The organism is Bradyrhizobium sp. P3_C3, from assembly GCF_056402655.1.
In genome coordinates, this window is record NZ_JBFUGY010000068.1 from 19,329 (window position 1) to 27,129 (window position 7,801).

A 7,801-nucleotide genomic window follows, 5' to 3' on the forward strand; every position below is an offset into this window, starting at 1 on the left:
CCGATGTTGGTTATGGATTCCGGGCTCGACGCTTGCGCGTCGCCCCGGAATGACAACGGGGCATTCAGCCCGATTCCCCTCCCCGGAACTGCCCCCACGTCCCGGCCGTTATGGCCCCCGGGGCGGCCGCCCGGCCGCGTCAATTCGCGTCTTTTTGCTCGCGAAGTGTTCACTTACCCCGGCCACTTTCCGCTAAAATGCCGATAACCGCGCCGATGCATGAGGTCAGCCATGAGCTTCCGCCGCGACACCATCACAAAGCCGATCTTCTCCTGGGCGCGCGGCGTGCTGCCGGCGATGTCCGACACCGAGCGCGAGGCGCTGGAGGCCGGTGACGTCTGGTGGGATGCCGATCTCTTCACCGGCAACCCCGATTGGTCGAAGCTGCTGAAGGTGCCTCAGGCGACGCTCACCCCCGAGGAGCAGGCCTTCCTCAACGGCCCGGTCGACGCGCTCTGCACCATGCTCGACGAGTGGAAGATATTCTGGGAATGGCGCGACCTGCCGCAGGAGGTCTGGCATTTCGTCAAGCGCGAAAAATTCTTCGGCATGATCATTCCGAAGGAGTTTGGCGGCCTCGGCTTTTCGCCCTATGCCCATTCGGAAGTGGTGCGCAAGATCTCGACCCGCTCGATTGCGGCGGCCGTCACCGTGATGGTGCCGAACTCGCTCGGGCCCGGCGAGCTCCTGATGCGCTTCGGCACAAAAGAGCAGCAGGAGCGCTGGTTACCGCGCCTTGCCGACGGCCGCGACATTCCCTGCTTCGGCCTGACCAGCCCCGAAGCCGGCTCCGACGCCGCCTCGATGGTCGACACCGGCATCATCTGCAAGGGCGATTTCGAGGGCCGCGAGGTCATTGGCCTCAGGCTCAACTGGCACAAGCGCTACATCACGCTCGGCCCGGTCGCGACGCTGCTGGGCCTCGCCTTCAAGGCCTATGACCCCGACCACCTCGTCGGGAGCCAGGAAGAGCTAGGCATCACCGTCGCGCTGATCCCGACCAATCTGCCCGGCGTCAAGATCGGCCATCGTCATCTGCCGTCGATGCAGGTGTTCCAGAATGGCCCGAACTGGGGCCGCGACGTCTTCATCCCGCTCGACTACGTCATCGGCGGCAAGGAGAGACTCGGGCAGGGCTGGAAGATGCTGATGACGGCGCTTGCCGCCGGCCGCGGCATCTCGCTGCCGTCGTTGTCGGCGGCCGGTGCCGCCTATGCCGCCCGCACCACCGGCGCCTACGCCCGCATCCGCGAGCAGTTCGGCATCTCCATCTCCAAATTCGAGGGCGTCGAGGAGCCGCTCGCGCGCATCGTCGCCACCGCCTACCAGCTCGACGCGGCGCGCCGGCTGACCTGCGCGGCGCTGAATGCCGGCATCCATCCCGCCGTCATCTCCGGCATCATGAAGCTGCACGCGACCGAGCGGATGCGCACCGCGGTCGACGACGCCATGGACATCCATGGCGGCAAGGCCGTGATTGACGGTCCGCAAAACTATCTCGGCAATCTGCACCGCGCCGTGCCTGTTGGTATCACGGTCGAGGGCGCCAACATCCTGACCCGCAACCTCATCGTGTTCGGGCAGGGTGCCATCCGCGCGCATCCCTATCTGCTTGACGAGATGAATGCGCTTGCGGACACCGATCGCGATCGCGGGCTCACCGCGTTCGACAAGGCGTTCTGGAAACATGCCGGCCACAGCTTCCAGACGCTGTTGCGTGCGTTCGGCCGGAGCTGGAGCTTCGGCGCCTTCGCGCTTGCGCCGGATGCGGGTGATGCCACGCCATTCTACCGCCAGCTCGCGCGCTACTCCGCGGCCTTTGCGCTCTGCGCCGACATGGCGCTGCTCACGCTCGGCGGCGCGCTCAAGCGCAAGGAGATGCTGTCGGCGAGGTTCGGCGACATCCTCTCCGAGCTCTATCTGCTCTCGGCCGCGCTGAAACGCTGGCAGGACGAGGGCCGGCAGAAGGAGGATTTTGCTGCGCTGGAATGGTGCATGGCGACCGGCTTCAAGACCATCGAGAACCGGCTTGCCGAGATCCTCGCCAATCTGCCCAACCGTTTTGTCGCTGTTATCCTCAAGCTCGTGGTCCAGCCCTTCGGCGCGCGGGTGCTCGGCCCGTCTGACCGTGTCGTGCACCAATGCGCAAGTCTCGTGCTGGAGCCGTCGGCCGCGCGCGAGCGTCTCACGCCGGATCTCGCCCATGTCGACGACGACGGCGGCTTTGCCCGGCTGGAGCGCGCGTTCAAGCTGGTTGCGGGCACCGATGCCATCGCCAAGCGCATGCGGGCCGCGCACATCCGCGACTGGAAGGATGGCGTCGCCAAGGGCGTGATCACGCAGGCCGAAGGCGAGCAGCTTGCGGCCGCTCATGAAGCCGTCACAAAAGTGATCGAGGTCGATGATTTTGCGCCCGAAGCGCTGTCGCCGATTTACAAGAAAACCGGAGATGTGCATCAGTTCTTCCAGGAACTCGGTGAACAGAGGGCGGCGAGCTGATGGCACGACCGGTTTTCATCGTCGACGGCAGCCGGACGCCGTTTCTCAAAGCGCGTTCGGGGCCGGGACCGTTCACGCCGGTCGATCTCGCCGTCCAATGCGGCCGGCCGCTGCTGGCGCGCCAGCCGTTTTCACCCGATGATTTCGATCAGGTCATTCTCGGCTGCGTCAACGTGATCGCGGACGAGATGAACCCGGCCCGCGTCGCCGCGCTCCGGCTCGGCATGGGCGAGGACATGGTCGCCTTCACCGTGCAGATCAATTGCGGCTCCGGCATGCAGTCGATCGATACGGCCTACCGCTACATTCGCGAGGGCCATGCCGACATGGTCCTCGCCGGCGGCACCGAGGCGCTGAGCCACGCGCCGCTGGTCTGGCCGAATTCCGGTGTGCGCTGGTTCGCCGGCCTTGCCACCGCCAAGGGCGTGGCCGCGAAGCTCGCTGCCGCCTTCAAGCTGCGGCCGCGCTATCTCAAGCCGATCATCGGCCTGGAGCGCGGGCTCACCGATCCAATCACCGACTTGAACATGGGCCAGACCGCCGAGGTCGTCGGCCATCTCTTCGGCATCACGCGGGCACAGTCCGACGCCTATGCCGCCGAGAGCCATCGCCGGCTCGCGCATGCGCAGGCCGAAGGTTTTCTCAAGGGCGAGGTCGAGACCGCGTTCTCCCGCGACGGAAAATTCTTCGACCATGACGACGGCGTGCGGCCGGACTCGACGGCCGAGACGCTCGCAAAGCTCCGGCCGGTGTTCGAACGCCCCTGGGGCCAGGTCACCGCCGGCAATTCGTCGCAGATCACCGACGGTGCGTCCTGGGTGATCCTCGCCTCCGACGCGGCGGTCGCAAAGCACAGACTGACGCCGAAGGCTGTTATCGTCGACAGCAACTGGGCCGCGCTCGATCCCAGCATCATGGGACTGGGACCCGTAATGTCCGCGACGCCGCTGCTTCAACGCAATGACCTCACCGTCAAGGACGTCGAGACCTGGGAGCTGAACGAAGCCTTCGCGACGCAGGTGCTCGGCTGTCTCGCCGCCTGGAACGACGACAAATTCTGCCGCGAGATCCTGGGCCTCGACGGCGCGGCCGGCGAGATCGACCGTGACAGGCTCAACGTCGATGGCGGCGCCATCTCGCTCGGCCATCCCGTCGGCACCTCCGGCAACCGCATCGTGCTGCATCTCGTCAACGCGATGAAGCGGCTCGGCACGCGCCGCGGCGTTGCGACCGAATGCATCGGCGGCGGACTCGGCGGCGCCATGCTGATCGAGGCGGTGTGACCATGGATTCCAGGATCATGACCGCGCTCGGCGACTGCGTGCTGGAGCTTGGGCCCAGGCCCGCGACCGACAGCCCCTACAAGCACTTCAAGCTGACGCGCGATGCCGACGGCGTCGCCTGGCTGCTGTTCGACCGCGCAGATGCCAGCGCCAACACGCTGTCCTCGGACGTGATGGAGGAGTTCGATGCCGTGCTTGCGGCGATCGAGACCGAACGCCCCGCAGGCCTCGTGATCCGCTCGGCAAAGCCGTCCGGCTTCATTGCCGGCGCCGACGTCAACGAATTCCGCGGCGCGTCCGATCCTGAAGTGGTGGAAATGCGCATCCGCGCCGCGCATGCCGTGGTCGATCACCTGGAAGCGCTGAAGCTGCCGACGGTCGCGGTCATCCACGGCTTCTGCCTCGGCGGCGGGCTGGAGGTCGCGCTGGCCTGCCAGTCGCGCATTGCGATCGATGGCGCGCGCTTCGGCTTCCCGGAGGTGATGCTCGGCCTGCATCCCGGGCTCGGCGGCACCGCGCGCTTCACCGCGCTGGTGAACCCGACCCAGTCGATGGCCCTGATGCTGACCGGCCGCACCATCGATGCGCGCCGCGCCAGATCGCTCGGCCTCGTCGATACCGTGACGCAGGAGCGCCACGTCCGTAACGCGGTGAAGGATGCGCTGTTCGGCCGTCTGAAGCGGGCGCGTCCGGGCCCTCTGACTCACGCGGCGAATTTCGGTCCCGTGCGCGGGCTGCTGGCCAGGCGCATGCGCTCGGAGGCGGCAAAGGCCGCGCCCCGCGAGCATTATCCGGCGCCCTACGCGCTGATCGATCTCTGGGAGACCCATGGCGGCAGCAAGGCCGCGATGCTGAAGGCCGAGCAGGCCTCGTTCGCCAGGCTGATGGTGACGCCGACCGCGCAGAATTTGATCCGCGTGTTCTTCCTGCGCGAGCAGATGAAGAAGGTCGCCGGCAGCGGCAATGCGGTCAAACATGTCCACGTCATCGGCGCCGGCGCCATGGGCGGTGATATCGCGGCCTGGTGTGCGGGGCAGGGGCTGCGCGTCTCGCTCGCGGACATGAAGGCGGAGCCGGTCGGCGGCGCGGTGAAGCGCGCCGCCGAGCTTTACGGCAAGATCATCCGCAGGCCGACCGACGTGCGCGACGCGCTGGATCGTCTGGTCCCCGACATGGACGGCGAGGGTGTCCGCAACGCCGATCTCATCATCGAGGCGGTGCCGGAAAAGCTCGAACTGAAGCAGAAAGTCTATGCGGGCCTCGAGCCGCGAATGAAGCCGGGCGCGATCCTTGCGACCAACACGTCGAGCATTCCGCTCCAGGATCTGCGCACCACGCTGGCGCGACCCGAGCGCCTCGTCGGCCTGCACTTCTTCAACCCGGTGTCGCGGCTGCAGCTGGTCGAAGTCGTCAGCCATGATGGCAACGACGCGCAGGTGCTGAAGGAGGCGCTCGCCTTCGTCGGCGCGATCGACCGTCTGCCGCTCTCCGTGAAGAGCTCGCCCGGCTTCCTCGTCAACCGTGCGCTGACGCCCTACATGCTGGAGGCGATGGTGATGCTGGACGAGAAGATCGACCAGCGCCTCATCGACGCCGCGGCCGAGCAGTTCGGCATGCCGATGGGGCCGATCGAGCTCGCCGACCAGGTAGGGCTCGACATCTGCCTCGACGTCGGCGACATGCTGCGGACCAAGTTCGGCGATCTCCTCCCGCCGACGCCGGACTGGCTGCGCGAGAGGGTCGCCAAGGGCGAGCTCGGCCGCAAGACGGGCAAGGGCTTTTACACCTGGAAGGACGGCAAGGCGGAGAAGGCGCCGCTGCCCGAGACCGGCCCGCGCGTCACCGACCAGATGATCGACCGCCTGGTGCTGCCGATGTCCAATGTCTGCGTCGCGGCGCTTCGCGAAGGCATCGTCGACGATGCCGATGCGGTCGACGGCGCCATGGTCTTCGGCACGGGATATGCACCCTTCCGCGGCGGTCCGCTGAATTATGCGCGCACGCGCGGCGTGGAAAATGTCGTATCCACCCTGCGCGCGCTGGCCGAGCGATTCGGCGGGCGCTTTGCGCCCGACCCGGGCTGGGACAGTTTCAAGTGAGACCGACATGACCGAAAAGTCCGACACCGAGCCGCGCGGCGATCTCTGCATTCGCACGCTGGCAATGCCCGCCGACACCAACGCCAACGGCGACATCTTCGGCGGCTGGCTGCTCAGCCAGATGGATGTCGGCGGCGGCGTGTTCGCATCGAAGCTCGCGAGGTCGCGTACGGTCACCGTGGCGATCGAGGCGATGAATTTTCGCAAAGCGGTCTATGTCGGCGATCTCGTTTCGGTCTATGCCAATCTCGTCCGCGTGGGCCGCACCTCGATGACCGTGCATCTCGAAGCCTGGGCGCTACGGCGCAGGGAGCTCCAGCCGATCCTCGTCACCGACGGTCATTTCACCTACGTCTCGATCGATGATGACGGCCGTCCGCAAGCGATCCAGCGCAACGATCCGCCGATCGCGACGTAATCGCGCGCGACGCTCTGCCCCATCTCACGAAAACTTGCGGCACGCCAAACGCGGCGCGACTGAGTCATCGCGTCGCGGCTTCGCCAAGAACAAGTCATAAAACGGATGAGGTCCCGGCGTACTCAATTGCGTGTCGATTCGGGGTGGAAACGGCCACAAAATGCTCAGGAACCTTTGGGCAGGACTGCCGTTATTTGCCCGCACTGAGGGAATCCACGGACCATGTCGGACAGCTATATTATCGAAGTCGACTCGCAAACCGCAGGTATCGTCGTTCGTTCTCAGGGAGGCTATTGTTTCTTCGCCTCGTCGCACCGCTTCAATCGCCTTGAAGGCCAGCTTTTCCGCAACGCACGCGAAGCCGAGCGTGCCGCGCGTAAGCTGGTTAACGGCGATGTGAAGGAAGCGGCGTAGGCGCCTTCCGCTGGTGATTTCTGACGCGCAAAGCGTGGTCGGAATTTTTTGCAGCCCTTGATGCCGCTGCCTTTTCCTTCTCCCCCTTGTGGGAGAAGGTGGCGCGAAGCGCCGGATGAGGGGTTCTATCGGCGCATTCGGAAGCGAGAGAGTTACTCGCGGAAGCATACCCCTCACCCGTCTCGCCGCCGCGCGGCGAGCCACCCTCTCCCGCAGGGGGAGAGGGAAAGAATCGCAATCACAATTTCGTCGCGGAGCGCGACAACAACTTCCACTCGTCGCCTTGCTTCAGCCAGTTCATCAGGATGTGAAGGCTGTTTGCCACTTTCTGTCCGCCGGTCATCATCTCGGCCAACCAGTGGAAGCGCACGATCGCGGCGGGACCAACGATCTTGATGGTTGGATCCTTGTACGTAATCGACAGGAATTCGGTCTTGCCGTCGGTGGCGTTGGCGATAAAGGCCGCCTTATCCTCGAGGAAGCCGCTGGAATGGCTGTAGCTCAGATCGTCCGCGCACAGCGCGCCGAGGGCCTTCGGATCGGCCGCGATCTGGGCGAGGCGAAATGCCTCGACGTTCTTTGCCACCGCCTCGTGGTCCGTCGTGGCAGCATGGTCGCGATTGAGTGTCATCATATCCTCCGTCCTTGATCTTGCGCCCACTGTTGCAGCCGCACTTGATTGTCTCGAGCGCCAGGTCGCAATCGTCGTCGCAATACGCTGCATTGCGCCAGGCGGCGCGATTTCTGACGCGCAAAGCGTGGTCGGAATTTTTTGCAGCCCTTGATACCGCTGCCTTTTCCTTCTCCCCTTGTGGGAGAAGGTGGCGCGAAGCGCCGGATGAGCGACTGTGTTCGCTGTCAAGCGGGTTGCCATGGTGTTTTCGTCCTGATCATGACATTGAGGATGGTCAGCAGCTTGCGGGCGACGGCGATCAGGGCAACGAGCTTCGGCTTTCCATTGGCCACGAGGCGCTCAAAGAAGGCCTTGAGGACGGGGTTGTGACGTCTGGCGGTCATCGCTCCCATGAACAATACCGTTCGCACCGCTTGTCGCCCGCCACCAATGAAGCTTTTTCCGCGCCACTGGC

6 protein-coding genes and 1 pseudogene are annotated in these 7,801 nt (G+C 65.2%); 5 read left to right on the forward strand and 2 right to left on the reverse strand.

From position 1 onward, the window contains the following. The first annotated feature begins 231 nt into the window (after nucleotides 1-231). The 5 genes from AC1DW2_RS40450 (at nucleotide 232) to AC1DW2_RS40470 (ending at nucleotide 6,713) form a co-directional block, all read left to right on the forward strand. A complete protein-coding gene (locus tag AC1DW2_RS40450; protein WP_477008829.1) occupies nucleotides 232-2,499 on the forward strand; it encodes an acyl-CoA dehydrogenase in 2,268 nt (755 codons plus the stop codon). Continuing rightward, a complete protein-coding gene (locus AC1DW2_RS40455) occupies nucleotides 2,499-3,782 on the forward strand; it encodes an acetyl-CoA C-acetyltransferase (RefSeq protein ID WP_477008830.1) in 1,284 nt (427 codons plus the stop codon). Before AC1DW2_RS40450 ends, AC1DW2_RS40455 begins: the two co-directional genes overlap by 1 nt. Before the next feature lie 2 nt (nucleotides 3,783-3,784). Beyond that, nucleotides 3,785-5,881, forward strand: a complete 2,097-nt coding sequence (locus AC1DW2_RS40460; RefSeq protein ID WP_477008831.1) for a 3-hydroxyacyl-CoA dehydrogenase NAD-binding domain-containing protein — start codon at nucleotides 3,785-3,787, stop codon at nucleotides 5,879-5,881. Nucleotides 5,882-5,888: 7 nt separating this feature from the next. Further along, nucleotides 5,889-6,299, forward strand: a complete 411-nt coding sequence (locus AC1DW2_RS40465; RefSeq protein ID WP_063985193.1) for an acyl-CoA thioesterase — start codon at nucleotides 5,889-5,891, stop codon at nucleotides 6,297-6,299. Between the two features lie 222 nt (nucleotides 6,300-6,521). Continuing rightward, nucleotides 6,522-6,713 carry a hypothetical protein gene (locus AC1DW2_RS40470; RefSeq protein WP_282524419.1) on the forward strand — a complete coding sequence of 64 codons (192 nt, stop codon included), beginning with the start codon at nucleotides 6,522-6,524 and terminating at the stop codon, nucleotides 6,711-6,713. Between the two features lie 238 nt (nucleotides 6,714-6,951). Here the strand turns inward: AC1DW2_RS40470 and AC1DW2_RS40475 are convergent, their stop codons facing one another. Together AC1DW2_RS40475 and AC1DW2_RS40480 are read right to left on the reverse strand one after the other, a co-directional pair. After that, complete coding sequence (locus tag AC1DW2_RS40475; RefSeq protein ID WP_155795382.1) at nucleotides 6,952-7,347, reverse strand: nuclear transport factor 2 family protein; 396 nt, start codon at nucleotides 7,345-7,347, stop codon at nucleotides 6,952-6,954. 224 nt (nucleotides 7,348-7,571) lie between these two features. Beyond that, nucleotides 7,572-7,801, reverse strand: a pseudogene (locus tag AC1DW2_RS40480) (IS110-like element ISMex17 family transposase); the annotation flags it as partial.

What these genes read in the sequence shown, in the direction of transcription:
- AC1DW2_RS40455 (WP_477008830.1), top strand. Translation starts at nt 2,499, where the DNA reads ATGGCACGACCGGTTTTCATCGTCGACGGCAGCCGGACGCCGTTTCTC.
- AC1DW2_RS40465 (WP_063985193.1), top strand. Translation starts at nt 5,889, where the DNA reads ATGACCGAAAAGTCCGACACCGAGCCGCGCGGCGATCTCTGCATTCGC.
- AC1DW2_RS40475 (WP_155795382.1), bottom strand. Translation starts at nt 7,347, where the DNA reads ATGATGACACTCAATCGCGACCATGCTGCCACGACGGACCACGAGGCG.
- AC1DW2_RS40450 (WP_477008829.1), top strand. Translation starts at nt 232, where the DNA reads ATGAGCTTCCGCCGCGACACCATCACAAAGCCGATCTTCTCCTGGGCG.
- AC1DW2_RS40460 (WP_477008831.1), top strand. Translation starts at nt 3,785, where the DNA reads ATGGATTCCAGGATCATGACCGCGCTCGGCGACTGCGTGCTGGAGCTT.
- AC1DW2_RS40470 (WP_282524419.1), top strand. Translation starts at nt 6,522, where the DNA reads ATGTCGGACAGCTATATTATCGAAGTCGACTCGCAAACCGCAGGTATC.